This is a genomic window from Gluconobacter cerevisiae (genome assembly GCF_015244675.1).
Lineage (GTDB): Bacteria > Pseudomonadota > Alphaproteobacteria > Acetobacterales > Acetobacteraceae > Gluconobacter > Gluconobacter cerevisiae.
This window is the reverse complement of record NZ_JABCQO010000002.1, coordinates 1-24858: the sequence shown is the minus strand read 5'-3', so window position 1 is coordinate 24858 and position 24858 is coordinate 1. Positions and strand designations below refer to the sequence as shown.

Genomic DNA, 24858 nt, shown 5'->3' with positions numbered 1-24858 from the left:
TAGGTCATCAAACGCCAAGCCATGGTATCCTGCCAAATTCAAGGCCGAGAACCGCTCTCGCTTTGCGATTACAGGCCCCGCTCAGGCTGTTCTGGTAATAGACGCTCTCCTCTCCACCCCGCCTGACAGCCTCGTCCTCATCCACATGCGCCGGAGCATCTGCCCCAACCCACTCCGCATAGGCCGGCAACCATCGGCCAAGCGTCGTCGGCTGGTCATCGACCACGTTATAGACCCCTGAAGGTGCTTCCAGCGCCGCAACTGTCGCCTGTGCCGCATCCTCCACATGAATGAATGAAAACGTACCCCGTCCTGCTCCAATCACGGGTACCTCACCCTTGCGGACATGCAGGCTGAACGCACCATCAGGCCAGTACCAGGTGCGCGGACCGTAGAAAAACCCGTATCTGAGCGCCACACCCTCCATGACATCATCGCCCAGAACGCGCTTTTCCAGCGTCTCATACATCCGCGCACTCTCCCCGATCCCCCCAGGAGCATCTGTCCTCAACGGTGACTCTTCGGTCGCAAGTGCTCCGCCCCCATTCAGGTAAAACCCGCAGGACTGCTGCACATAACGCTGTACCCCCGCAGACCGTGCAGCATCATGAAGATTGCCCCCGCCCGCCAGACGCAGCACCCGATCCGCAGGCAGTCTCTGCGCCAGATCGAACGGGCTGGACGGCAGGGACGTCAACTGATCGATCACTACATCCGGCCGTACCCGATCCAAAAGAGCGAACATCTCCGCCCGATCCAACGCATTCCCCACCACCGGCCGTGCGCCAAGCTCCTGAAGAACAGGAGCATTTTCAGCCCGACGCACCATGCCCCAGACCTCATGTCCCGCTTTCACCAGACGCGCGATCAGAGGGCGCCCCACAGCACCGCTTGCCCCAGCCAGCAGAATTTTCATGGTTCGGCTCCTTCAGACGTCACTTCGCGGGCAAGACGAACGGCGCAGCCTTGTCCTTGACGAAAAACGCAAGGAACCTGGCTGGCTCGGTCTGGCTGGCATTGCGTCCGACGAGATGCACATCATCCGGCCCTTCAAAGAACGTCTGCCCCGGATGCAGGGTTACAACCTTCCCGCCCCGAACCTGCATGACGACACTGCCCTGCAACACATAAACGAACACCGAAGCCCCATGCCGATGGATCGGGTCCGACCCGCCGGGCGGGTAATCGACGGTCAGCATGGCCCCTTCTTTTCCCGGTATGCCCGGCAGATCATGGGCCAAAAGCGGCGTGACCTTCGTCGCGGCATGAAGGGACGACGTGCAGCCGCACAAAGCCAAGGCGCCAAGCGCAATAAAACGACGCATCATTCTGTATCCTGATGTTGGATGTGAAAAAAATTAGTCCGTATCCGCTGTCCGCCGCTGCCTGACTTTACTGGTCCGGCGTGTCTGGGCCCGGTTCTCAAGCCATCCCTGCGCTTCTCCCAGAAACGCAGAAGGCGCCTTGTCCCGCATGGAGCCTGCAAGATCAGCCAGAGACGTCCGCGCCAGTTCCTCGCGCATGGTCTGCTCAGCCCGCAGCATGGCCGCATGAATGCTGCACACGCCCTTCGTGGCCCATTGCGGCGGCGTGTCGTCGAACAGGACGCAACGCCCGCGAATTTCCTGACAGTTAAAAAGGCTCTTCCGGCCTTCCGCCGCGTCCACGACATCCAGCACGCTGATCTGCGCCGGATGGCGGGCCAACCTGTAGCCGCCCCTCAGCCCTTCGGAAGCTGCAAGAATCCCGGCCTTCTCCAGCTTCGGAAGCTGTTTGGCCATAAATGCCGCCGGAATGTCCTGAAGTTCCGCCAGATCCAGACTGCTGACCGGTTCGGGATGCTCCACGAGCCACAACAGACTGTGCAGGACGTATTCGGTGCTTGCGCCATAAAGTGCCATACGCAGACCATATAAATCCGCGTTTTGATTCGCAAGCCATCCACGCGCAGAAACGCGGGCTTCAAAAGCCCTGAAGAATCATCCGTTTTTCAGATTACCCCGGAACGCCCGGCGCGGATTACCCGCGCAGAAGCGACATAATCTCCATCCGGGCCGCATTGTCATGCTGCCAGCTTCCTCGTGCGATGGACGTCACGGTCGTGGAACCGGGCGAGCGCACGCCGCGCATGCTCATGCACATATGCTCGGCTTCAATCACGACCAGAACGGCTTCCGGTGCCAGAACATCTTCCATGCCCTGCGCGATCTGGTCCGTCAGCCGCTCCTGAAGCTGCGGCCGACGCGCAAAGCCTTCCACCAGCCGCGCAATCTTGCTCAGTCCCGTCAGACGCCCACCTGCCGGGAGGTAAGCCACATGCGCCTTGCCATAAACTGGCAGCAGATGATGCTCGCACATCGAATGGAAGCGGATATCCTTGACGATCACCGCACCATGATGCCGGTCCGCCGAGAACTGCGTCTTCAGATGATCCCGCGGGTCCTGATGCAGGCCACTGAACACTTCCAGATACATCTTCGCCACGCGCTGCGGCGTATCCAGCAGCCCCTCGCGATCCGGGTTTTCACCCAGCGCCTCAAGAATTTCCCGCACAGCCCCCGCAATCCGCACTTCCGCATCCGCAGGCAGCGGCAACGCTCCCATCGGACGACGCTCCTCGGACGAGAGGCTCTCCTGATTGTCCGACTGATAGGCCGATGCAGTGGCTACGGTCGTGGCGTTCAGGTTGGTCATGCGGGTTCAGGCTCCTCTATGCCCCAACGGCCCGTGCCATCAGGGACGCGCCGGGTCACATCCCCCGGGCTCCGCGGCAGGACTGCTAGCGCGTCCCGCACGCGACGTCCACTAATGACATGATCTGGATCAATTTCCGCCAGCGGTTCCAGCACGAAAGCCCGCTCGAACAGACAGGCATGCGGCAGCCTCAGAACCCGGTCCCGAACATCCCGCGCGCCATAATAAAGAACATCAATATCCACGGCCCGCGCGCCCCAGCGCACGCCCGGCACACGTCCCAGCTCCGTCTCGATCGCCTTGCACTCCCGCAGAAGCGCATGAGGCGCCAGAGTCGTCCGTCCGGTCACACAGAGATTCACAAACGTCGGCTGCTCTACCCCGCCCCAAGGCGCACTGTCATACAGCGACGACACCTTCACGATCTCCAGCCCGTCCACAAGCGACAGCCGATCCACTGCCGCCGCCAGAACAGCCTCACGTTCCCCGAGATTGCTGCCCAGAGAGAGCGCAACCTCGTGAACCCGGGCCTGTTCCACCACCACGGCCGTCCCCGACACCACATACGGCACCGGCGCGGATGGTTTGCGGACTTCAACCCGAACCCACTCCACACGCTCCAGCTTCGCCAAGATCGCTTCCGCAATCCGCCCGGCGACCGTCTCGATCAGCTGAAGCGGCTTTCCAGTCACGATGTCCGACGCGATATCGCACAGCGTCCCGTAACAGACGGCCTGTTCGTAATCATCGCCCGCAATCGCATCCGACAGGTCCGCACGGATCTCGATATCCACCACGAAACGCTGCCCGATCCGCGTCTCTTCGGGCAGCACACCATGATAGCCAAACAGACACAGATCCCGCACGAAAACGGACGTCAGGGCAGGCACAATCATCGGACATCCTTCAGAATCTGGCGAATTTTCAACGCATCCACATGCTCGCGCACGTCATGCACCCTCAGGATCGCAGCGCCCTGCTCCACCCCATACAAATGGGTCACCAGCGTTCCCGCCAACCGCTCGGACGCCACACGCCCCAGAAAATGCCCGAACATGGATTTGCGCGACACCCCTAGCAGAACCGGCAGCCCATACTCGGCCCGCAGATCGCCCAGTCGCGCCACGGCCTCCACATTCTGCGCCTGCGTCTTGCCGAACCCTACACCCGGGTCCAGCACGATCCGGTCGCGCATAATCCCGGCCTTTTCCGCCAGTTCTAGCGACCGATCGAAGAAACGCCGCCAGTCCGCGCGCAGATCCAGCGCCTCGTCCACGTCATGACGGTTATGCATCACAACCACCGTCGCGTCCGAATCCGCCACCACCGAGGCCATGTCCGGGTCCGCCTGCAATCCCCAGACATCGTTGATGACCGCGACACCGACTTCAAGCGCCCGCTTCGCAACGAACGCCTTGGTCGTATCCACCGAAACGACCACTCCGTCCTCGACCAACTGCCCCACGACCGGTGCAAGACGCGCCCATTCTTCTTCCGCCGCAACCGGCACGAAACCCGGCCGCGTGGACTCAGCCCCCACATCCAGCAGGTCCGCCCCGTCCGCCACGAGCGTCCGACCATGGGCCAGAGCTGCTTCAGGCCGAAAAAAACGTCCCCCGTCAGAAAAGGAATCCGGCGTGACGTTCACAATCCCCATGACCGCCACCTGCCCGTTTCCAAACCGGTTCATGCTGCCGTTCCCATCCACAGTCTCCACATATCTTTCAGGACAGGTCCGCCACCCGCCGCCCCCAGAAGAGCGGCACGTCTTCCTCCGGAACCGGGCGCCCCAGATAGAACCCCTGAACTTCCGTACAGCCCTGCTCCTGCAAATGGCGGCAATGCTCCGGCGATGACACGCCCTCTGCCGTCACCGCGACGCCTAGATCCCGCCCCAGCGCAATCACATTCCGCACCACCGCCGCACTGCGCGCATCCTGCAACATGTCCTGAATAAAGGCCGCATCCAGCTTGATTTTGGAAAACGGAAACTGCCGCAGATACATCAGCGTCGAAAATCCTTTACCAAAATCATCCAGCGCAATTCGCACCCCTCTGAATTCCAGTTCGCGAAAGGCATGATGTACAAGCGGACCTACCTCAAGCGCCTGCGTCTCCGTCACTTCAACTTGCAACCGGTGCGGCGCCAGACCCACCTGATCCAGAACCCGGAAAATACGCTCCGCGATATCGGGAAGGGAGAAATGCGTCGCTGTCATGTTGACCGAGACCCACAAGGGCGCAGGCCAGCGCCGCGCCACCCGACATGCGCTCTCCAGAACCCAGAAATCGAACTCCAGACCGCTCCCCGTCTCGGCAATCGTGTCGATGACCTTTTCGATCGACAGATGTTTATGTGCCGACCCCTTCCACCGGGACAGCGCCTCGAACCCGATCACCAGCCCGGTCTGGGCATTCACGATCGGCTGATACACCAAGGCGAACGCTTTTTGCCGTAAAGCCTGACGCACATCGCGAAACAGAGTCTGCTGGCGGCTTCCTGCCATTTCCTCGCATGGATCAAAAATGCTGTAGCGCCCGACACGTTCGGCCCTTGCATCCCGCAACGCCGTCTCAACGGCCTCGACCAGAACCTCACCATCTCCTGTCGTCGATATCGCCATGCCGATTGCAGGCTCCACGTCGAGCCTGTCTTCGACCACATCTTCAGGCACGGTCACAGGCCCACTCAGTGCTGACAGAATCTCCAGAGCCAGAGTCTCCATGAAGTGACGCTTCTGTTCGACCGGAATTCCCGTCACAACCGCCAGATCCATCGCGCCATACCGGGCCACAAAACAGCCATCCGCACCGTTCAGATCTTTGGGCACATTCTGGGCAAGACAGGCATCCAGACGCGACAGGCTCATCTGAAATACTGCCGCCGCCTCGTCCGACGTCATGACGCGTCGCCTTCCCAGACTGAAAACGTCCAGCGAGATAAGAATCACCACGAATGTCTGCGCGAGCCGCATCGCCTCTAGCAGACTTTTCTGAAGATATTCCTGACAAGCCAGCCGGTTCGGCAACCCCGTCAGGGCATCATGCCTTACACGATGAAAATGCCGGTCCCGGATACGCTGAAGGGCCGTCACATCCGCACCGACCCCCAGATATCCACGAAACACCCCGTCGCGGAAGACCGGCTCTCCCGTCAGCATCCACCATCTTGCATCCGGCGCGGCCATAGCCCGAACAATCAATTCCCGAAACGCCAGTCGGTGCGTCAGGCAATGCGCCAGATGCCGTTCCGGAGAGATCGGACCCGACTGATCGATACCTGACGCCGGAATTTCCAGAAGACTTCCCAGTGTCCTTCCCGCAATCTGCGTTTCATCGCGCCCTAGAACCCGGCAAAGCCCTGCAGAAGGATTGCGCAGAACACCTGCCTCGTCCGTTTCCCAGAGCCAGCGCCCGGTCGGCGCCGCAGACTGTCGCGTAAGCAGCGACAGGATATCCGCCTGCTCCCGCTGCTTCAGGCGCGCCATCTGCATCCGCCACAGCAGAACACTCACCAGCCGGCTGATCCCCAACACGAAAAGCCCGCAAACCGTGGCCATGAGAAAAAACGAGGCCGTAAACAAGAGGGAGCGATCAAAACAGCCCTCCAACAATGCACCGTAAGCTCCCGCAATGACCGGCACGACCATGACATCGACCGCTCCACTCACCGGAGCACAGAGCAGAAGTGGCGCCATGAACCCAAAACACACACCGAGCGTCAGAAGGTGGATGTCCTCACAATGCAGCCTAAAGACCAGAATGATGAACGCGAACCAGACCGCCCCGAGAGTTCCGTTCAGCACCCGGAGCGCCCAGCGGAGCGACACGTAATCCGCAAAGCTCCTCATGTTTCGAATGTTTGGCTGAATCCGGAAAAACCAGAGCAGCAAAGTGCCTTCGACCCCTGCAAGCAGCAGGAGAGCCAGCCATCGGCTCGATGACCATACCCCAAGAGCCACCACAGGGGCACTGATGGCCTGCGCCAGAAGATGATGCGGAAGCAGCAATCTCATCGTCCGCAACTGGCCCCGGTTGAACGCCGTCTGAAAATACGCCGGAACCTGCGTCGCCTGAAAAAACAGGTCTTTCCTCAAACCGGAGGCGCGGATGCGATTGAAAATACGAAAGACAGCCCATCGCACGAACAGCGATCGTCGGAACCACCCTTTCAGGCGCGCTGCTCCGGAACCCTGCCGGTCAGGTTCTTCAGCACAGGCTCCATCCTGACACTCAGACGTGCCAGATGCCCCGGATCCCCGTTCCCCGCCGACGCTGCTCCCCGCGCCGGACTGTCTGTCGTCTGTCATACACCGTCATACCAGTGGAGCACGTCAAAAGTCCGAAACGACTTCTCTAGGATCAGGAGAACGCCGTTTCACGAAAACCGGAAAACCATAACGGCAAACACGCGCGTGCCAACCCCCGGAAAACCGGTTCTGCGCGAGTTCCTTTAACGTTCACGAAGTCTCCCTCCGCGAACCCCGACGGCACCAGCCGTTTTTAACCTTTTAGAAGGGTTTCTAACGCCCGCACCATCAGGCTTTGCGGGCACGTTCCAGAAAAGCATCCATCTGATCTGCCTCAAGCGCTCCAGGCGCCACAGCCGCCGTGCCGAAAATGAAAGTCGGCGTCCCATCCAGACCGACTGCGCGACCTTGATCCAGATTGGTCGTAATCAGCGCCACAGTCTGGGGCGAACTCATATCCGCGGTCAGCTTCTTGGCATCCAGACCATTGGCCTGCGCCAGTGCGACGATCCGTTCCATGCTCGGCTTGCTGGTATCTTCCATCAGCGCCTTGCGCATGACGTCGTACTTGCCCTGCGCACTGGCCGCGAAAATGGCGCGCGTGTCCAGAACGCTATTGCTCCCAAGAACCGGCACGACCTTTTCGACAAGCCTCACATCCGGATGACGGGTCAGGAAACGATCCACCTCGCCCATCATGGACCGGCAGTACGAACAGCGCGGATCGTAGAATTCCACAACCGTGATCTTCCCATGCGGATTGCCCCGGATGGCAAAGTCAGGAGCGCTCTGAAGCTCGGACTGATGCGCCTTCACGGCAGCAAGCGTCGAATCCTGCTTCTGCTCCTCGGCCTTTTCACGGATCGAACGGATGGCATCCGTCAGAATGCTCGGGTCGTTCTGCAATGCGTCGCGCATGATGCCGACGATCTCGGCGCGCTGGGCTGGCGTGAAAGACGTGGCCGGAGCCGCCAGAGCCTGTCCGCCCACAAGAAAGGCCATTCCGGCAACAACAGCAGACGCCGTGGCAAGCAGATGGTGTTTCAATGGAAAGCTCCGGATCAGCTGAAAGAAAGACAGAATGTCTGATCCATACGCCATAAAGAACGTCCACCGCAAAGAGAAGACACCAACTCGCCCCTCCCACAAACCGCAGATTGCCGTTATGAGGGAACAAAAGCCGGAACCGGACCCACGGCGCAGACCCGTCTGCCCGCGCCCGTCCTCCGCGAAGGCCACGAGGCCGGACAGTCGTGACCAGACATTGGAGAAACGCCAGGTGGCGCATCGTCAACACCAGATTTCCACCCCGGACGCCACACAGACCCGTCGCATCGCGTCCTGTCTTCCGGCCTCACTGATGGCCTCGGTTGCCTCGGGCCTCCTTCTGGGCGTGCCTCTGGGCGCCTGCTCATGGATCCCGGGCTCCCACCTCGTGGGCATCAGCGAAACGGCCGCTCCCGCAGGCGGCAGCATCGGCACGGTCGTCGCCGACGAGCCTCAGGCCGCACTGGTCGGCCATGACGTTCTGGCCCGCGGCGGCAACGCTGCCGATGCCGCGACCGCCACGGCCCTCGCCCTCGGCGTCACCCTACCCTCCCGCGCCTCCTACGGCGGCGGCGGAGCGTGCCTGATCAGCCGGCCCGGCGAAGCAGCGCAGTCCATTGCCTTCCTGCCCCGCCCCGGCACCAGCAAGGGCGCTGACCGCCCGGCAGGCACGCCTGCCAGCTTCCGTGGCCTGTATCTGATGCAGCTCCATTACGGCACGGTCGAGTTCAACGATCTGATCGCCCCAGCCCTGAACCTGGCCAGCACCGGCATCACTGTCAGCCGCGCCCTTGCGACCGATCTGGCAGCCGTCCGCACGGCCCTTCTGGCGGATGAAAGTGCGCGCACCATTTTCGGACGTGGCGAAGCCAACACGCTCGCCGCTGGTGACAGTCTGGCCCAGCCCCGCCTCGCAGGCTTTCTTGAACGCATTCGCGTCGCAGGCGTCGGCGACCTCTATAACGGCGCCCTCGCCGATGTTTATGTCACCGCCGCCCAGAAAGCGGGCGGCGGTCTGAACGACGACAACATGCGACAGACCCTCCCCGTCCAGACGGACGCGCTGACGACCCATCAGGGTGGCATGAACGCCTCGTTCCTCGCTCCGCCCGCTGATGGTGGCCTCGGCGCGGCCATCCGATATACGACGGGCGCCTCCGCACAGGGCGCTGTCGCCGCATGGCGCGCCTCGGGCAACACGACCTTGGCCGCCGCTCAGGCAGCCCTCGACAGCGGCCGTTCCGGCAGCGGCAGCCTGCCGTCCCTTCCGGCTTCGACGTCCTTTGTGGTGACTGATCATTCCGGCATGGCCGTGGCCTGCGCCCTGAGCGAAAACAACCTGTTCGGAATAGGCCGCATCGCCGGCAGCACCGGCGTTGTCCTCAGCGCCTCCCCGGCCCGCACGCCGCAGCCGCTGCTTTCCGCTGCAATCCTGCGTGACCAGCGCAGCCTGCGCGCCGTCATTGCGGCTTCAGGCCAGAACGAGGCCGCGGACGCCGTCGGAGACGCTGCACGCGCCGCCGCGCATGATGCTCCGATCCCTCATGAAGGCGCCGGTCGCATCAACGCGATTGTCTGCCACGGCGACGATTCGTGCCGCGGCGTCACCGACCCCCGCGCTGCAGGCCTCGCAGCAGGGACCACAAACGACAGCACCCACTAACAAAAAAAAGCCCCGCCGATTGTTGAAACGGCGGGGCTTTTTTATCTCTGGATTCTATCCGGTAAAACTTCGCACCAGACTTCCCGCCACCAGTGACCATCCGTCAACGACCACGAAAAAGATCAGCTTGAACGGAAGCGACACGGTACTCGGCGGCAGCATCATCATGCCTAGGCTCATCAGCACGCTGGACACCACCAGATCGATGACCAGAAATGGCAGATAGAGCAGAAATCCCATCTCGAAACCGCGCCGCAGTTCCCCGATCATGAATGCAGGCACCAGTACGCGCCAAGGCGTATCACCAATCTTCGCGGGGGGCTTCTCATGCGCGATATTGAGAAACGTCGCCACATCCGCAGGACGTGCCGTTGCCGCCATGAAGTCGTGAAACGGCTGGGCTGCTGCCGTCAGCCCTTCCATTTCCCCGACACGTCCGGCCATCATCGGCTCGATTCCCGCATCCCACGACTTCTGAAGCGTCGGTTGCATCACGAACAGGGTCAGAAACAGCGACAACCCGATCAGAACCGTATTGGGCGGCGTCCCCTGCGCGCCAAGCGCACTGCGCAACAGCGACAAAACAATCACGATGCGCGTAAACGCCGTAATCATCACCAACAGGCTCGGCGCCAGCGACAGAACCGTAATCAGCGCCGTAAGCTGCACCAGACGACTGGTCGTCCCGGCCCCTCCGTTCGCTCCACTCTGCCCCAAATCAATGCTCACAGCCTGAGCATGCGCCAGATGCGGCACGCACAGACACGCCAGCAGCAGCACGAAGGGCAAAGCCGCCCCAAGCCGCATCAGAACCTTCCTCACGCCACGTCCTCCGCAGCGGATTCATCCAGTGCCGAAGTAAAAGTCTCCCGCTCCGTCCAGTCCATCAGGATGTCCTGATTACCCCCTGTAAGAACCAGAACTTCCCGCGTGCCATACCGCACGACCGAGAGACGCCGCGTCCGATCAAGCGCCATTTGCCCCACAAGCGACAGCCCCGCCTGCCCGCCCCTCGCACCGCTCTTTTTTTGCTCCAGAAGCCTCAACAGAGGCCGGGTACAGAAAATCAGCACGACAATGAAAATCAGCGCGGCAATCGCGTTCACGCACTCATGCAGGGTCATAGGTCAGTCATCCTCATTCCCCGGCATGATGCCCAAGATCGGTTAATGACCGCTTAATTGACGACGACTTTTACGCAGAAGGCTGACGACAACCTCAGAGACGTGCGGGGCATATCGGTCGGTCGCCCCCGAATCTGCGACTTAGGCAACCATTTATTAAATATTTCGCGCCATCATACTCCACGCCGGCATTTTCCCGGTTCCTGCATGACGGAGACTGTCGCGATGCGTAACATCGACTCAACCAGCGCAGGCGGCACCGACCTCTTTTCTCTGGGTCGTGACCGTATGAACTGGCTTCAGGCCCGCCAGCAGGTACTGGCCGGTAACATCGCCAATTCCGACACGCCGGACTATCAGGCCAGAGACGTCTCCCCGTTCGAAGCAGCCCTGGGCGAGTTCGACATCACCCCGACCGTCACGCAGCCCAACCATATCGGATACACGGCCTCCGGCGCGCACGTCATCGAAACATCGTCGGAGCAATCCCTGGACGGAAACCAGATCTCACTGGACCGACAGATGGAACAGGTCGCGGATGTGAACGACCAGCAGCACCTCGCTGTGAACGTCTATTCCAAATATCTGAGCATGTTCCAGACCGCGCTCGGCAAATAAAGGACGCTGACGGATGAACCTGTCCACCACCATCGGTATTTCCGCAAGCGGCATGGACGCACAGGCCCAGCGCCTGCGTGTTGTTGCGGAAAACCTCGCCAATCAGGATACGACCGGCTCCCAGCCCGGCGCGGATCCCTATCGCCGCAAGACCATCACTTTCGCCGAACAGGTAGATAACGAAAGCGGTGCCTCGACCGTCGGTGTCCAGAACATCGGTCAGGACATGTCGGATTTCAACACCCGTTATGACCCATCCCATCCCGCCGCAGACACGCGCGGCTACGTGAAGGTTTCCAACGTGGATTCCATGACCGAAATGATGGACATGCGTGAAGCCGAGCGCTCCTACGAAGCCAACCTGAACGCCATGCAGAGCAGCCGGACCATGCTGTCCCGCACGCTCGATCTGCTGAAGTAATCCAGATGCTCAACTCCATTTCCCACGCCCATAACGCCTATGCTGCCCAGAGCCTCCAGAGTCGCCTTGAGGGTGTAACGGACGATATTGCGGACGGTCTTCGGACTTCATCTGCAACAGGTAGCAGCACTTCCGGAACAGATTTCGGCTCCGTCCTCTCCCAGTCCGTCAGCAGCGTCATCGACAGCGGCCACGATGCCGAAGCCAAGGCAGCTCAGGGCCTCAAGGGCGGTGGCGACATGACCCAGATCGTCACCGCCATTTCAAACGCACAGCTTGCCCTTCAGACCACGACCGTGATCCGCGACCGCATGGTGCAGGCGTATCAGGACGTGATGAAGATGACGATCTGACCATGCAGGCCATCGATCTAGGCGCCATTCTGGAGCAGACGTTCATTGTTGCTCTCAAACTGAGCGCTCCTGCCCTGCTTACCGCACTTGGTGTCGGCCTTCTGGTCTCCCTCATACAGGCCGTGACCCAACTCAACGAAGCCACATTGTCCTTTGTTCCGAAGGTTCTGGCCATTGGCGCCGTCATGGTGATGGCAGGCTCTTTCATGACCGCAACGCTCATCGGTTTTGCCCGACAACTCTTCGATCAGCTCATTCTCGTCGGCACGACCTGAACCTGCCGCCTTTCAGATCCGGATCGTACCGACATGCCCGCGCTCAAAGAAACCGTTTTATGAACATGGGTCTCGTCGATACGGCAGCCCCCACAGCACTTCAGGGCCTTGATCTCAGCGGTCCGGTTTTGAGCATCTGGGCCCTTGCCTTCGTTCTGGTTCTCTCTCGTACTGGCGGGGTCGTCATGCTCATGCCAGGCATTGGCGAACAGTCCATGCCCATGATCGTCCGTGCCGGATGCGCCATCACACTGACGATCCTGCTCCTTCCGCTCGTCGCCCCCCTTCTGATGCAGACGCATCTGGACACCCTCGCTCCTGTCGGCTTGTGCGGCATGATTGCCGTTGAGCTTTTCGCAGGGGTGCTGATCGGCTGGATGGCCCGACTGATCTGCATGGCCCTGCCAATCGCCGGTCAGATCATCGCGGTGTGCATGGGAATTTCCAGCGTCCTTCAGCCTGATCCGGATCTGGGTTCCGGCAGTTCCGCGCCCGCCCGTTTCCTCAACCTGCTGGCTCCGCTCGTACTGCTCGTGACGGGTGCCTATATCCTGCCCATCCACGCAATCCTCGGCAGCTACACCATCATTCCTCCCGGCGGCACGCTCCTCCTTGCCAACACACATGCACACTGGAACCTGCTGGGCGACTCCGCACAGGGCATCATTCAGCTCACGGAGCACAGCTTCGCTCTGGGGCTGGAACTCAGCGCGCCTTTCCTGATCCTGTCTCTTGTCTGGCAGGGCATACTAGGCATCATGACACGCCTGCTGCCAACGCTGCAGATCTATAATGCTGCCAGCCCCCTGCAACTTCTGGGCGGCATCGCCCTTCTCGGTCTCACCCTCCGCACCATGATCGCTATCTGGCAGGGACAGGCTTTCGACGTCCTCCGGGCTCTTCCAGGGCTCTAAGCAATGTCCGATTCCGACAACAAAACAGAAGCCCCCTCGGCCCAACGCCTGCAGAAAGCGCGCGAGGACGGCCAGATCGTCATGTCCCGAGAGGCCATGAGCTCTATGGCTCTGCTAGGCGGATTTGCGGGAATCTTCATGATTCTGCCCTATCTCATGGCGGATTTCGTTCACAGCATGAAGACGCTCATGGCCAATGCCGGAACCGTACCAATGGCGCAAGGAGGCCTGCTGAGCAGTACGGATCATGCCATTGAAGCAGGTATTTCCCTAGCCGTCCCAATGGCCGCTACCGTTGCCGTCTTTTGCCTCGGAGCCGGTTTCCTGCAAACGGGTTTCCTGATCCATCCCGGCTCATTACTACCAAAATTCGAACGGGTTTCCCCTCTCGCTGGCTTCAAGCGCATCGCGGGAGGCGGGACCCTGCCGGATACGTTCAAAGCTCTCGCAAAATTTGCCATTTTCGCCGCAGTCCTCTGGCACATTACTAAAAACGCCATTCCAACTGCATCGCGAATGGTCGGACTGGAGCCCGGCCCGCTTTTGAAAATGATGACGGATCTCGGATTCAGTGCCGCCGCGGCCATGATCGGCGCGCAACTGGTGATCGCGGGCTTAGATATTTTCTGGATGCGCTTTCGCCATCTTTCCAAACTAAAAATGAGTCGGGAAGACCTCAAGGACGAGTATCGAAATGCAGAGGGCGATCCTCATGTCAAAGGCCGCCAGAAAGCCCTGCGCGCCAAAGCGGCCAGACAACGCATGATGTCAGCCGTCAAAACAGCCACCGTCGTCGTCACCAACCCAACGCATTATGCAGTCGCTCTCGTTTACGAAAAAGGTACAGGCGGCGCACCGAAAATCGTCGCCAAAGGCATGGATGACGTGGCCGCCAAAATCAGGGAAATCGCACGGAACAACCGCGTTCCGATTGTGCCCAACCCGCCTCTGGCCCGTGCCCTCTTCACCCTGCCACTGGAAAGCGAGATCCCGGCCGAGCATTTCAAGGTTGTCGCGACCATTATCGCCTATGTGTGGAAACTCAAACGTCCCGGCGGTCTTTCACTTCCTCGGGAATAAACCTGACCGCCTGGTCTGGAAAAAATCTTCCTCCAAGGCCCATCTTCCCCTTGGCTTTTCAGGGGCCAAACATGATATGCCTTTCATAAGAACGTTTTGAGAACACGAGCAGGCGATAATCGTGTCTGATACGGCACTTTGCGAGAATGACTGCCCGGTCTATCGTATCCTGCAAACGCCAGCCCGAACCTATTGCGAGGATTGAATGGACAAGACCAAGGCGCTTGAAGGCGCACTCAGCCAGATTGAGCGTGCTTTCGGCAAGGGCTCGATCATGCGCATGGGCCAGCGGCCAAAAGTGGAAGCCAATGTGATTTCCACCGGCTCGATCGGGCTGGACATTGCTCTGGGGATCGGCGGCATGCCCCGGGGCCGTATTGTTGAGATCTATGGCCCGGAAAGCTCGGGCAAGACTACGCTCGCCCTGCATGTTCTGGCCGAAGCCCAGAAGAAGGGCGGCACCGTCGCCTTCATCGACGCCGAACACGCGCTGGACCCCGGCTACGCCCGCAAACTCGGCGTGAATATTGACGATCTTCTCCTGAGCCAGCCGGACGCCGGCGAACAGGCTCTGGAAATCGCCGATACGCTGGTTCGCTCCGGCGCCGTGGACGTTCTGGTCGTAGATTCCGTGGCGGCCCTCGTCCCACGCGCAGAGCTTGAAGGCGATATGGGCGATAGCCATGTCGGTCTGCATGCCCGTCTCATGAGCCAAGCGCTGCGCAAGCTGACGGGAACAGTCTCGCGCTCCAACACGCTCGTGATCTTCCTCAACCAGATCCGCATGAAAATCGGCGTGATGTTTGGCAATCCGGAGACGACGACAGGCGGCAACGCTCTGAAGTTCTACTCCTCCATCCGCCTCGACATCCGCCGCATCGGGTCCATCAAGGACAAGGACGAGGTTGTTGGCAACCAGACCCGCGTCAAGGTTGTCAAGAACAAGATGGCCCCGCCTTTCCGTCAGGTTGAGTTCGACATCATGTATGGCGAAGGCATCAGCAAGATGGGCGAACTGCTCGATCTGGGCGTGAAGGGCAACATCGTCGAGAAATCGGGGGCATGGTTCTCCTTCGACAGCCAGCGGATTGGTCAGGGACGTGAAAACGCCAAGCAGTTCCTGCGCGACCATTCGGAAATGGCATCCGAAATCGAACGGCGCATCCGTGCCGAAGCCGGTGTCCTCGCCGACGCCCTGATGACGGACCCAGAACCCGACGCAGACGGCACTTCGGAAGACTGAAACGAAAAAGGGCTCCCGTACTGGAGCCCTTTTTATTGCCTGCGTTTCTTGCGAAAAAGACCGTTCAGGCGACAGCCCGATTGCGAACCCGGTCCCAGAGCTTCGCACCCTTGATAATGACGCGTGCAATCGCCGGGGTCGTCGTGGGCCGCAGCAGCCGCGGATCATAGCCTGCAAACCGACGGTCATTCTCATCCAGACAGAGCTGCATGAGGTCAGGAACCTTGACGTCCATAGCCGTCATGTCCTTGGCACCCGTGACGGTGAAGTTGTTGTCCTGAGTGTGTTCTTCGCCATTGTCGTCAATCGAGCGGGCCAGCCCCATGCGCTCATAGGCGAGGAACAGCCACACTCCGATTACACGCAGCTCAAACCAAGGCCGCTTCCACACCGGCATGGTCGCCCGATGCCAGGCCAGCCAGTTCGCAAACAGCAGGATATGACGGCATTCCTCCTGCATCACCGGCTCGAACGTCTCGATCAACTCCTGTGGAAACAGACCGGCTCGTTCGGCAAGAGCAAACAGTCCGAATGCAAAGAAGCTGTCCACACATTCCGAAAAACCCGTGACCAGATACGCCCATTCCGTATCTTTCGGCGTAATGTACGGAGGCTCCGGCGCCATCGGAATCTTGTAGGCCTCGACCAGCTTGGACAGGACTTCCTTGTGCCGGTTCTCTTCCCATGCATTCCGAGAAAGAGCGTCCTTCATGTCCGGATCGCTGATCATGTCCGCATAGGCAGCCATGCGCAGACGCGCCTTACCCTCGGTCTGAACCGCAATATCCCAAATCGGCAGAGACGTGATGCGATGCAGCGTCTCCGGGTCCAGTTCAGGCCAGTCGATGACGGAGGGCTTGTACGGATTGAACGTGTCGCGGAACATCACAGCGACAGCCCGCTTGTGCTCTTCCGTACCGGGCTTGAGCGGACCCTGGATCGGGCTGCTCCAGTGGCGCGCTTCGTAATCAACGCGCTCTAGCGTCTTCTCCGATGGTGCGTCGGGAAGATGGGAATAAATTTCGGCTAGACTTTTCATGATGGTCTTCGCGGCGTGTCCGAAGACACGCCGTGCCCCTTGGAGCTTGTCGTTTTACTTCAGATCGGTCGCAGAGTGGATGATACGGTTCACAAGCCCGTATTCGATCGCTTCCTGCGCTGACATCCAGTAGTTGCGGTCCGTATCCTTGGCGACCTTCTCGTAGGTCTGTCCGGTTTCTCTAGCGAAAAGCCGGTTCAGACGCTCGCGCATCTTGATGATCTCGCGGGCCTCGATGTCGATATCCGTAGCCGGGCCGCGCACCCCGCCCATCGGCTGATGCAGCAGAAAGCGCGTGTTTGGCAGGCAGACACGCCGTTCCGGACGGCCAGCCGCATAGATCAGCGCCCCGGCGGAAGCGACCCAGCCGGTTCCGATCATGTTGATCGGCGCAATCGAATCCACGAAGCGGATCATGTCATGGATTGTGTCACCACTCTCCACATGACCACCCGGCGAGTTCACATAGACGTCGATCGGCTTGTCGGACGTTCCGGCCAGCGCCAGCAGACGCCCCGTGACATCACGCGCGATCTTGTCGTTGATACCGCCGAAAATCAGAACTTTCCGCTGATCGAACAGACGGCCTTCAAGCTCGCTGATCGGGCTGTTCAGCGTCTTGTTGTCTTCCTCGCGGGTTTCGCGCTCCGGAGCATCCGGCTCGTCATCCAGGCGGGTCGGGTTCATTCTGGTGATATCCATATCGTTTCCAGATCCAGCATGCATCTTCATACCCCCTATCCTGCGCTTCGTTTTCGTCGGTGCCAAGTCCTCCTTCTACGTGAACCGGACAGCACCACTCGCCTTCCCGGTTCCGAACCGCTAGTGTCCGCCATATTTCGATATTCCAAAGACGGCAGGAACGGCACAGTGGCCCCAGGGATCAACAGGCAGCCCATGACAGCGGCAACACGCAGAACTGCGGGGAAAATCCCGTTTCTTCTGCTGATGACCGCGCCACTGCTCTCAGCCTGCCAACATCGGGACATGACCGATACCGTTACTGGCTGGTGGCATGGTTTCCAGGGCGGCGAAATCGCAAAGCTGCGCGCCCCCCCGCCAGGCGAAAATCTGGCCTACCCCCATGTCGGCCGCACCCCTACACAAGCGCCAAACCTCCCAACCCCGGAAGCCCGGCTGTCGCTAACGACCCGCCTTGAGGCGCAGCGCAACCTCGCCCATCGCGAAAGTGCCGCCCAAGGCGCCCTCCCGGTCATCCCGCCTCCACCCAAAACCACCCCGGCAGCCGTGACGACCGCCAACGCAGAACAGAGCGGCATGACCATGACAACTGTTGGCCAGCCGGAGCCTCCTGCCCCGTCCGCCATCAACCCGGCGCCAGACCTCCCCGCAGTAGCGTCTGCACCGCCCCCGGCCCCCGCGAAAAAGCCTCCCGTTCAGGCTCAGCCCCCCGCCCCGGAAGCCGAACTTCCTCCCGTGGTGGCCAAATCCATCCCCCCCACCCCTCCCGGCCAGTTTCCGAAAATCGGGGACCTTCCCCCGCCGCCGCCGCAGTTTCCGGGGTTCGACCTCCCGCGTGACGCTCTGCTGAGCGATCCCATCCGCCCGGACATCGACACCTCAACTCCCGAAGGCACCCTGATCCGCTTTCAACCCGCCACCGATCACGTCATGGGCAGTCCACAGGGCGACTACCAGCATATCGTCTCGCAGCGCGGAAACCGCTCTCTGACAATCCGGGGTTTCGGAGCCTTCATGAGTTCTGATGCTGCCCTCGCTCCTGCGGATCAGAACCGCGAAATCGCCCTTGGCCTGCTCCGTGCCCGTGTGGTTGCCCGCGCTCTGGTCGAGCGCGGCGTTCCGGCTTCGGCCATTATTCTCAAGGCCGAAGCCATCGGCGACGGAGTACGCGTCACGATCGGGGGCTGACAGGAGGCTTATGACAAGGGGCTGACCAAGAGGCGAAAAGACACATTGTGAGGTCTGTCACAGTCAGACTGTTCCACTCCTGGAAAAACCTGTCTATCGTCCCCTCTCCCTTTCACCCTCTGCCCCAGAGCTGGTCATGACCGAAGAGTTCCACCGCATCCGCCGCCTGCCGCCCTACGTGTTCGCTGAAGTGAACAAGGCCAAGGCCGCCGCGCGAGCCGCCGGTGACGACATCATCGACCTGGGCATGGGCAACCCCGACAGTGCGCCTCCGGCTCATGTCGTGCAGAAACTGATTGAAACGGTCGGCGATCCCCGCGCTCACGGTTATTCCGTCAGCCGCGGCATTCCGGGCCTGCGCAAGGCCATGGCGAATTATTACGAGCGCCGCTTCAACGTCTCGCTGGACCCGGAAACCGAAGTCATTGCAACGCTCGGCTCCAAGGAAGGGCTGGCGAACCTGTCCGCCGCCATCACGAGCCCCGGCGACACGATCCTCGTCCCGAACCCGTCCTACCCGATCCACCAGTTTGGCTTCATCATCGCCGGAGCCTCCGTCCGCTCGATCCCGGCCACGCCGGATGAGGACATGCTCCGCGCATTGGAGCGCGCCGTCCGCCATTCCGTACCCAAGCCGACAGCACTGATCGTCAACTTCCCGTCCAACCCGACAGCCTTTGTCGCAAACCTCGATTTCTACAAGGAACTCGTGGCCTTCGCGCGCCGGGAAGAAATCTGGATCCTCTCCGATCTGGCCTATGCGGAAATCTATTTCAACGAGAACGAGCCGCCCCCGTCCCTCCTCGCTGTTCCGGGCGCAAAGGACGTGGCCGTCGAATTCACGTCCATGTCCAAGACCTACTCCATGGCTGGATGGCGGATGGGCTTTGCGGTCGGCAATCCGAAACTGATCCAAGCCCTCACACGCATCAAATCCTATCTGGACTATGGCGCCTTCACGCCCATTCAGGTCGCCTCCGTTGCCGCACTGAACGGCCCGCAGGACTACGTGTCCGAAATCCGCGCCATGTACAAAGACCGCCGAGATGTTCTCCTGCGTGGTCTTCAGAGTGCCGGATGGGACGTGCCCGTTCCCGCAGGCTCGATGTTCGCCTGGGCCCCCATCCCCCCTGCCTTCGCCGAAATGGGCAGCGTCGCCTTCTCCAAGCTCCTGCTCAAGGAAGCCGGGGTTGCAGTTGCGCCAGGCCTCGGATTCGGGGAATACGGCGAGGGCTTTGTCCGGATCGGACTTGTCGAAAACACCCAGCGGCTGCGTCAGGCGACGCGGGCCATCAAGGGCTTCATGACCCGGCACGGCGCCGGGGCCGGAACCGCTGATCTTCTTGGAGCTGCATCATCGTGAAACCACTGCGGATCGGACTGGCTGGACTCGGAACTGTCGGGATCGGTGTCATTCGTCTCCTGCGTGAGAATGCTGACCTGATTACCGCCCGGGCCGGCCGGCCGATCGAAGTCGTGGCCATCACGGCCCGTGACCGCACGCGCGATCGTGGCGCCGACCTGTCCGCCATGAGCTGGCACGACAGTGCCGCCGCCGTGGCGCAGGACCCGGACATCGACGTGGCCGTCGAACTCATCGGCGGCTCCGAAGGTCCGGCGTATGACATGGTCCGCACCGCGCTCGAGCGCGGCTTGCCGGTCGTGACCGCCAACAAGGCGCTTGTCGCTCTGCACGGCGACAGCCTCAGCCGCCTGTCTTCGGAAAAGAACGCCCCCCTCCTGTTCGAGGCCGCCGTTGCGGGCGGCATTCCCGCCATCAAGCTCGTGCGCGAAGGTCTGGCCGCAGACCGCCTTCTCAGCGTCGGCGGCATCCTGAACGGGACCTGCAACTACATCCTGACCGAAATGCGCGCCACAGGCCGGGATTTCACGGACGTCCTGACCGAAGCACAGGCCAAGGGCTATGCCGAAGCCGAACCCTCCACGGATGTGGATGGCTGGGACACGGCCCACAAGCTCGCCATTCTGGCCGGTCTGGCCTTCCGCCCCATCGCGTTCAATACGCTCTCCGTTCAGGGCATCCGCGACATCACCGCGACCGATCTGAAATTCGCCGACGAACTCGGATACCGCATCAAGCTCCTCGGCATGGCCCGGCAGGCTGACAACGGCAGTGTCGCAGCATGGGTCCGCCCCTGCCTCGTTCCCGCCAAAGCTCCCATCGCTGCCGTCGAAGGCGTGTTCAACGCCGTCTCCACACAGGGCGTCTTCAGCGGTCCGATGACCATCTCCGGCCGTGGTGCAGGCGAAGGCCCGACCGCCAGCGCCGTCGTCGCCGATCTGATCGATCTGGCGCGGGGAACCGCCATTCCCGTGTGGGGCACGACCACTGTTTTACCTGCCGCTGACTGTGCCAGTCTCGCTGATTTGAACAGCGCTTTCTATTTACGTCTGAACGTTCAGGACCGTCCGGGCGTAATGGCAGAGCTGACATCGGTTCTCCGGGACCACGATGTCTCCGTTCACTTTGTTTCCCAGCATGACGCTGCAACCGGATGTGCCGACCTGACAATCATCACCCATCAGGTTCCTGAAAAAGCCATTCATGCAGCCGCAACAGCACTTGCCGTCCTTCCTGTCGTGACCGGAAAGCCGCTTGTGCTCAAAATCGAGGATCCCCTTGCGTGATTGACCCTCAGAACATCCCTCCCTATCGCGTCACTGACCGCAACCTTGCCCTTGAGCTCGTGCGCGTGACGGAAGCGGCCGCAATCGCTTCCGCGCACTGGACCGGTCGCGGCCAGAAGAACGAGGCAGACGGCGCAGCCGTACAGGCCATGCGCGCTGCCTTCGATACTGTCGCCATCGACGGCGTCGTCACCATCGGCGAAGGCGAGATGGACGAAGCCCCGATGCTTTATATCGGCGAGAAAGTCGGCTCCGGCGGCCCTGCGATGGACATCGCGGTCGATCCACTCGAAGGCACGAATCTGTGCGCCAAGAGCCTGCCCAACGCCCTGACAGTCGTGGCGCTGGCCGAACGCGGCAAGTTCCTCCATGCGCCTGACATCTACATGGAAAAGATCGTCGTCGGCCCGGATCTTCCGGAAGGCGTGGTGGATCTGGACGCCTCGATCGGCAACAATCTGCGTTCGCTGGCCAAGGCCAAAAAGCGCAACGTGTCGGACATGGTCCTGTGCGCGCTTGACCGTGAAAGACATGAAGAGCTGATTGCCTACGCCCGCGAAGCCGGCGCCCGCGTGATGCTTCTCAGCGACGGCGACGTTGCGGCTGCCATCGCAACCTGCGTGGACGGTGGCGGTGTGGATCTGTACGCCGGTTCTGGCGGTGCGCCTGAGGGCGTTCTGGCCGCCGCAGCCATCCGCTGCATGGAAGGACAGATGCAGGGCCGTCTTCTGTTCGAAGACGACAGCCAGCGCCAGCGCGCCCGGGAAATGGCGAATGGCCTTGATCCGGCCCGCAAGCTCTACCTGCACGACATGGCCGCCGGCAACGTCCTATTCTCCGCAACAGGCGTCACATCCGGTCCGCTCCTGAAGGGCGTGGAACGTCCGAGCGCAACCCGCGCCCGCACGCATTCCATCGTCATGCGTTCAAAATCCCGCACGGTGCGCTATATAGAGAGCCATCACAGCTTCACACCACAGGCAGAACCCGCGTCCTGAACGGAGAACCATGCTCGCAGACGATACGGGCGCCGTCCTCGGCGTAACCCGAAGCGCAGGAAACCGCCGCTGGATCTGGCGCGATCCCAGACTGGCGGAAGCAGACAACCGACTGGCTCTCGCTCTCGCCCAGCAGGCCAATATTCCTGAACTTCTTGCTCGTATCCTCTCGGCACGAGGCGTCGCACCCCACGACGCCTCTTCGTTTCTCAATCCCCGCCTGCGCGACGCCATGCCCGACCCCTCCTGCCTGCAGGACATGGACCGGGCCGCCGAACGTCTCGCACAGGCCGTCCGCAACCACGAGCATGTCGGCCTGTTTGGTGACTACGACGTGGACGGCGCCTGCGGCACGGCCCTCGTCTGCGACACGCTGCGCGAACTCGGCTGTACCGTCAGCACCCATATCCCCGACCGCCTGACCGAAGGCTACGGCCCCAACACCGCAGCCCTCGAAAACCTGCTGTCGAAAGGTGCGACCCTGCTTGTCTGCATCGACTGCGGCACGGCAGCGATCGACATCCTCAACAGCCTGACAGACCGTGCCGACATCATCGTTCTCGATCACCACAAACCCGATGGAGCAGCCCTGCCGAAAGGCATCGTGGTCAACCCGAACCGGCTGGACTGCGCATCGGGACTGAACAACATCTGCGCCACCGCCGTCGCATTCCTCACCATGGTCGCCACGATCCGCCTCCTGCGCCGCACCAGCTGGTTCGACGACGGGCAGACCATCCCCGACCTGCTCCAGCGCCTCGACCTCACGGCCCTCGCCACCATCTGTGACGTCATGCCCCTGACCGGCCTGAACCGCGCACTGGTCATGCAGGGTCTGCGCGTCATGTCGCGCGGAGAGCGCCTCGGACTGGCCACACTTTCCTCCGTCGCAGGCGTGAAGGAAGAAGCCAGTGCCATGGCCTGCGGTTTCGCCCTCGGCCCCCGCATCAATGCCGGAGGCCGCATCGCACAGGCGGATCTGGGCCTGAAACTTCTGCTCTCCGAAGATGTCGTGGAAGCCCGCGCCCTCGCCGAACAGCTCGACCGCGTCAATCGCCAGCGCCAGACCGTCGAATCCGCGATCCTCGATTCCGCCATGGAACAGGCCCAGCAGCAGCTTGATGCAGGCCATGCCGTCATCTTTCTGCACGGTGAAAACTGGCACCCCGGCGTCGTCGGCATCGTCGCAGGCCGCCTGAAAGAGCGCTACAACCGCCCCGCTCTGGTCGCTGCTCTGACCGATGGCGTCATCAAAGGTTCGGCCCGCTCGGTCCCCGGACTGGACCTCGGAACCGCCATCATCGCCGCCCGTCAGAACGGCCTCCTCCTCACAGGCGGCGGACACGCCATGGCCGCCGGGTTCTCCCTTGCCGCAGACCGAGCCGAAGAGTTTCACGCCACCCTGAACGCCCAACTCTCCACCGCGCTAGCGTTGCCCCAACAGGACGCGCTGAAACTCGATGGCATCATGACACTGGCCGGAGCATCCATTGCCGTGGCCGATCAGCTCGCCCGACTGGAACCTTTTGGCCCCGGCAATGAAGAACCGGTCCTCGCCATCAGCAATGTCCGCTGTGTCAAAAGCGAACGGATCGGCAAGGACGGCAACACGCTCCGCGTCATCCTTCAGGGCGAGGACGGAAACACCCGCCTGCGGGGTTTGATCTTCCGTGCGGGCGACAAACCCTTCGCCCCCCTGCTGGAAGACCGCGCCATGCCCCTGCTCCACGTCGCAGGCACATTGCGCGCCGAAACATGGCAGGAGCGAAAAAATCTATCTTTTTTCATTTCCGACGCAACAGCCGCTTGACGCCCCCCGAAACCCCTTCTATACACCCGCTCACGCCTCCAGTCCCGTTCGTCTAGAGGCCTAGGACACTGCCCTTTCACGGCGGCAACACGGGTTCGAATCCCGTACGGGACACCAATTTTTTGGTAATAGCGTCAGCAATTCAGAGCTGAACTAGGCGCCAAAGCTAAAAATTAAGTGGCGATTCTGGACCAGCGATAGCTCCGTTCTTTTTCGGAGTCTGTCTTGTGGACCACACCAAATCCATCGCGAATGCTAACGATCTCGCCGCAGGCACCCTCTCCCATATGGTGTGAGCGGTAGAGGCCCGAAGCAGTACAGGTACGCAAGCCCGTTAAGGGTTAGTGGATCGTCAGAACATTCAATACAACCCGTTTTACCCATACTTGGCCTAAAGAAACTGCAATCAAAGTGCGCGGTCTCGATCCGATCAGGGAAATAGACGATCCAATAGGTCTTTTCTTCAATACAATGCAGAAATCCTACACAAAATCTTTGATCGTCCTCGCGCTATCAATAGCTATGAAAAGACCGTCTATTTTGTTTTGGTGAGTTCTCTTCATCGCTACATTGAAAGAGTAGAGGAAAGAAAAAGCTGCAGTAGGCGCTATTCTCAACGACACACTGTGAACATGTATCTGCATGGAGATTAGCAATGTCGAGAATTATCGTCATCGGTGGCACGGGCCATATCGGGACATATCTTGTGCCAGCGCTTATCGATCAAAGTCACGAGGTGGTCAGTGTCAGCCGTGGGCTAGCCAGAAGCTACACCCATAACGCCGCATGG

The 24858-nt window shown here is 60.9% G+C and carries 26 protein-coding genes and 1 tRNA gene; 15 read left to right on the top strand and 12 right to left on the bottom strand.

Features of this window, described 5'->3' with window-relative positions; all coding sequences use genetic code 11:
• Positions 1-7 precede the first annotated feature (7 nt).
• From HKD21_RS02940 to HKD21_RS02905, 8 genes are all read right to left on the bottom strand, one after another.
• Positions 8-916, bottom strand: coding sequence for an NAD-dependent epimerase/dehydratase family protein (locus HKD21_RS02940; RefSeq protein WP_194254132.1), 909 nt, complete (start codon positions 914-916; stop codon positions 8-10).
• A gap of 19 nt (positions 917-935) precedes the next feature.
• Positions 936-1328 (bottom strand): cupin domain-containing protein, encoded by a 393-nt coding sequence (locus tag HKD21_RS02935; protein ID WP_228120881.1) that lies wholly within the window; start codon positions 1326-1328, stop codon positions 936-938.
• 30 nt (positions 1329-1358) lie between these two features.
• Positions 1359-1901 carry an RrF2 family transcriptional regulator gene (locus HKD21_RS02930; RefSeq protein WP_194254131.1) on the bottom strand — a complete coding sequence of 181 codons (543 nt, stop codon included), beginning with the start codon at positions 1899-1901 and terminating at the stop codon, positions 1359-1361.
• A gap of 118 nt (positions 1902-2019) precedes the next feature.
• A complete protein-coding gene (gene folE, locus HKD21_RS02925; RefSeq protein ID WP_228120879.1) occupies positions 2020-2694 on the bottom strand; it encodes a GTP cyclohydrolase I FolE in 675 nt (224 codons plus the stop codon).
• Positions 2691-3590 carry a 2-amino-4-hydroxy-6-hydroxymethyldihydropteridine diphosphokinase gene (gene folK / locus HKD21_RS02920; protein WP_194254130.1) on the bottom strand — a complete coding sequence of 300 codons (900 nt, stop codon included), beginning with the start codon at positions 3588-3590 and terminating at the stop codon, positions 2691-2693. The genes folE and folK overlap by 4 nt, the downstream gene beginning before the upstream one ends.
• Positions 3587-4384, bottom strand: coding sequence for a dihydropteroate synthase (folP, locus tag HKD21_RS02915; RefSeq protein ID WP_215748009.1), 798 nt, complete (start codon positions 4382-4384; stop codon positions 3587-3589). Before folP ends, folK begins: the two co-directional genes overlap by 4 nt.
• A 34-nt stretch (positions 4385-4418) precedes the next feature.
• Positions 4419-7004 carry a putative bifunctional diguanylate cyclase/phosphodiesterase gene (locus HKD21_RS02910; RefSeq protein ID WP_194254129.1) on the bottom strand — a complete coding sequence of 862 codons (2586 nt, stop codon included), beginning with the start codon at positions 7002-7004 and terminating at the stop codon, positions 4419-4421.
• A 228-nt stretch (positions 7005-7232) separates the two neighbouring features.
• Complete coding sequence (locus HKD21_RS02905; RefSeq protein ID WP_228120876.1) at positions 7233-7991, bottom strand: DsbA family protein; 759 nt, start codon at positions 7989-7991, stop codon at positions 7233-7235.
• Between the two features lie 232 nt (positions 7992-8223).
• On the opposite strand from HKD21_RS02905, the gene HKD21_RS02900 reads away from it, so the two are divergent.
• Positions 8224-9654 (top strand): gamma-glutamyltransferase, encoded by a 1431-nt coding sequence (locus HKD21_RS02900; RefSeq protein ID WP_194254127.1) that lies wholly within the window; start codon positions 8224-8226, stop codon positions 9652-9654.
• A gap of 54 nt (positions 9655-9708) precedes the next feature.
• On the opposite strand, the gene fliP is transcribed toward HKD21_RS02900, so the two are convergent.
• On the bottom strand, positions 9709-10461 hold the full coding sequence (gene fliP, locus HKD21_RS02895) for a flagellar type III secretion system pore protein FliP (protein WP_194254448.1): 753 nt from the start codon (positions 10459-10461) through the stop codon (positions 9709-9711).
• 11 nt (positions 10462-10472) lie between these two features.
• Positions 10473-10778, bottom strand: coding sequence for a flagellar biosynthetic protein FliO (locus HKD21_RS02890; RefSeq protein ID WP_194254126.1), 306 nt, complete (start codon positions 10776-10778; stop codon positions 10473-10475).
• A gap of 225 nt (positions 10779-11003) precedes the next feature.
• On the opposite strand from HKD21_RS02890, the gene HKD21_RS02885 reads away from it, so the two are divergent.
• From HKD21_RS02885 to recA, 7 genes are all read left to right on the top strand, one after another.
• Positions 11004-11396: a flagellar basal body rod protein FlgB gene (locus HKD21_RS02885; RefSeq protein ID WP_194254125.1), complete on the top strand. Its 393-nt coding sequence runs from the start codon at positions 11004-11006 to the stop codon at positions 11394-11396.
• Between the two features lie 13 nt (positions 11397-11409).
• Positions 11410-11817, top strand: a complete 408-nt coding sequence (flgC, locus tag HKD21_RS02880) for a flagellar basal body rod protein FlgC (protein WP_194254124.1) — start codon at positions 11410-11412, stop codon at positions 11815-11817.
• 5 nt (positions 11818-11822) lie between these two features.
• The gene (gene fliE / locus HKD21_RS02875; protein WP_194254123.1) at positions 11823-12170 is read left to right on the top strand and encodes a flagellar hook-basal body complex protein FliE; all 348 of its coding nucleotides are present in this window, start codon (positions 11823-11825) and stop codon (positions 12168-12170) included.
• 2 nt (positions 12171-12172) lie between these two features.
• Positions 12173-12445, top strand: coding sequence for a flagellar biosynthetic protein FliQ (locus tag HKD21_RS02870; protein ID WP_194254122.1), 273 nt, complete (start codon positions 12173-12175; stop codon positions 12443-12445).
• 59 nt (positions 12446-12504) lie between these two features.
• Positions 12505-13359, top strand: coding sequence for a flagellar biosynthetic protein FliR (locus tag HKD21_RS02865; RefSeq protein WP_228120864.1), 855 nt, complete (start codon positions 12505-12507; stop codon positions 13357-13359).
• A gap of 3 nt (positions 13360-13362) precedes the next feature.
• A complete protein-coding gene (locus tag HKD21_RS02860; RefSeq protein WP_194254121.1) occupies positions 13363-14439 on the top strand; it encodes an EscU/YscU/HrcU family type III secretion system export apparatus switch protein in 1077 nt (358 codons plus the stop codon).
• A 205-nt stretch (positions 14440-14644) separates the two neighbouring features.
• Complete coding sequence (recA, locus tag HKD21_RS02855; protein ID WP_194254120.1) at positions 14645-15682, top strand: recombinase RecA; 1038 nt, start codon at positions 14645-14647, stop codon at positions 15680-15682.
• Positions 15683-15746: 64 nt separating this feature from the next.
• Here recA and HKD21_RS02850 read toward each other — a convergent pair whose 3' ends face one another.
• On the bottom strand, positions 15747-16721 hold the full coding sequence (locus HKD21_RS02850) for a ferritin-like domain-containing protein (protein WP_194254119.1): 975 nt from the start codon (positions 16719-16721) through the stop codon (positions 15747-15749).
• A 54-nt stretch (positions 16722-16775) separates the two neighbouring features.
• Positions 16776-17453: an ATP-dependent Clp protease proteolytic subunit gene (locus tag HKD21_RS02845; protein WP_194254118.1), complete on the bottom strand. Its 678-nt coding sequence runs from the start codon at positions 17451-17453 to the stop codon at positions 16776-16778.
• Positions 17454-17618: 165 nt separating this feature from the next.
• Here HKD21_RS02845 and HKD21_RS02840 point away from each other — a divergent pair, with 165 nt between their 5' ends.
• From HKD21_RS02840 to HKD21_RS14615, 7 genes are all read left to right on the top strand, one after another.
• The gene (locus HKD21_RS02840) at positions 17619-18611 is read left to right on the top strand and encodes an OmpA family protein (RefSeq protein WP_194254117.1); all 993 of its coding nucleotides are present in this window, start codon (positions 17619-17621) and stop codon (positions 18609-18611) included.
• 136 nt (positions 18612-18747) lie between these two features.
• Complete coding sequence (locus HKD21_RS02835) at positions 18748-19974, top strand: LL-diaminopimelate aminotransferase (RefSeq protein WP_194254116.1); 1227 nt, start codon at positions 18748-18750, stop codon at positions 19972-19974.
• Complete coding sequence (locus HKD21_RS02830) at positions 19971-21260, top strand: homoserine dehydrogenase (protein ID WP_194254115.1); 1290 nt, start codon at positions 19971-19973, stop codon at positions 21258-21260. Before HKD21_RS02835 ends, HKD21_RS02830 begins: the two co-directional genes overlap by 4 nt.
• A complete protein-coding gene (glpX, locus tag HKD21_RS02825; protein WP_194254114.1) occupies positions 21257-22258 on the top strand; it encodes a class II fructose-bisphosphatase in 1002 nt (333 codons plus the stop codon). The genes HKD21_RS02830 and glpX overlap by 4 nt, the downstream gene beginning before the upstream one ends.
• Positions 22259-22268: 10 nt before the next feature.
• Positions 22269-24068 (top strand): single-stranded-DNA-specific exonuclease RecJ, encoded by a 1800-nt coding sequence (gene recJ, locus HKD21_RS02820; RefSeq protein ID WP_194254113.1) that lies wholly within the window; start codon positions 22269-22271, stop codon positions 24066-24068.
• Between the two features lie 41 nt (positions 24069-24109).
• A tRNA-Glu gene (locus HKD21_RS02815) sits at positions 24110-24185 on the top strand.
• Between the two features lie 538 nt (positions 24186-24723).
• A partial coding sequence (locus tag HKD21_RS14615; RefSeq protein ID WP_194254112.1) for an NAD-dependent epimerase/dehydratase family protein occupies positions 24724-24858 on the top strand: 135 nt, incomplete at its 3' end.